Source organism: Nocardia sp. NPDC046763, assembly GCF_040645495.1.
In the GTDB taxonomy this organism is placed as follows: domain Bacteria; phylum Actinomycetota; class Actinomycetes; order Mycobacteriales; family Mycobacteriaceae; genus Nocardia.
Window position 1 is genome coordinate 1 of sequence record NZ_JBEYYI010000101.1, and the last position, 1,367, is coordinate 1,367.

General features: G+C 67.0%; 1 protein-coding gene and 1 pseudogene. Both read left to right on the forward strand.

Annotated elements, in window-relative coordinates; all coding sequences use genetic code 11:
• Positions 1-27 precede the first annotated feature (27 nt).
• Positions 28-930 carry a 4,5:9,10-diseco-3-hydroxy-5,9,17-trioxoandrosta-1(10),2-diene-4-oate hydrolase gene (hsaD, locus tag ABZ909_RS43670; protein ID WP_357012406.1) on the forward strand — a complete coding sequence of 301 codons (903 nt, stop codon included), beginning with the start codon at positions 28-30 and terminating at the stop codon, positions 928-930.
• 2 nt (positions 931-932) lie between these two features.
• A pseudogene (locus ABZ909_RS43675) lies at positions 933-1,367 on the forward strand (2,3-dihydroxybiphenyl 1,2-dioxygenase); the annotation flags it as partial.

Genomic DNA, 1,367 nt, shown 5'->3' on the forward strand with positions numbered 1-1,367 from the left:
GTAGACGGTGACACGATGGTGTAATCCATGACCACGGAATCCGATGTGCGGCCCGCCGCAGTGGGAGAAATCACCTACGAGTCCACCTCGCGCTTCGCGCAGGTGCGGCCGGACCTGAAGCTGCACTACCACGAGGCCGGTGTCGGCAACGGCCCCACCATCGTGCTGCTGCACGGCGGCGGTCCGGGCGCGTCCTCATGGTCCAACTTCGCCAAGAACATTCCGGTGCTGGCCGAGGACTTTCACGTCCTCGCCGTCGACCAGCCCGGGTTCGGCCAGTCCGACAAGCCGACCGAGCACCCGCAGTACTTCGTGCACTCGGCCTCGGCGCTGAAGGACCTGCTCGACACCCTCGGCATCACCGAACGCGTTCACCTGCTGGGCAATTCGCTCGGCGGCGGCGCGGCCACCCGCTTCGCGCTGGACTACCCGGACCGCGCCGGCAAGCTGGTGCTGATGGGCCCGGGCGGCCTGTCCACCAACCTGTTCGCGCCGGACCCCACCGAGGGCGTGAAGCTGCTGTCCAAGTTCAACTTCGAACCCACGAAGGAGAACCTGGAGGCGTTCCTGCGGATCATGGTCTTCGACCAGAAGCTGATCACGCCGGAACTCGTCGAGGAGCGCTTCGCCTCGGCCTCGCAGCCGGAGTCGCTGGCCGCCACCCGTGCCATGGGCAAGTCCTTCGCCGGACCGGATTTCGCCAAGGGCATGATCTGGCGCGACGCGTTCAAGCTGCGACAGCCGGTGCTCATGATCTGGGGCCGTGAGGATCGGGTCAACCCGATCGACGGCGCCCTGGTCGCCTTGAAGATGGTGCCCCGCGTGCAGTTGCATGTCTTCGGCGGTTGTGGACACTGGGCACAGCTGGAGAAGTTCGACGAATTCAACCGCCTGGCAACCGACTTCCTGCTCGGCGTCAAGGAGAAGTGAGCATGAGTATCAAGGCGCTCGGCTACATGCGCATCGAGGCCACCGATATGGCGGCCTGGCGCGAGTACGGCCTCAAGGTGCTCGGCATGATGGAGGGCGACGGGCTCAACCCCGACGCGCTCTACCTGCGCATGGACGATTTCGCCGCGCGACTGGTGATCGTCCCCGGTGAGCAGGACCGGCTGCTGGTCTCGGGCTGGGAGGTCACCGACGCCCGCGGGCTGCAGCAGCTGCGCGAGACCCTGTCCAAGGCCGGGGTCGCCTTCACCGAGGGCACCAAGGAGGAGCTCGGCGAGCGCCGGGTCGAGGGCATGATCCGGTTCCAGGATCCGGCCGGCAACACCCTCGAGGCGTTCTACGGCGCGCAGTACCTGGGCCGCCGCTTCGTGAGCCCCTACGGCCACAAGTTCGTCACCGCCGAGCAGGGCCTGGGCCAC

Bases quoted from the DNA above. Each gene is read 5' to 3' on its own strand.
- hsaD (WP_357012406.1), top strand. From the start codon at position 28: ATGACCACGGAATCCGATGTGCGGCCCGCCGCAGTGGGAGAAATCACC.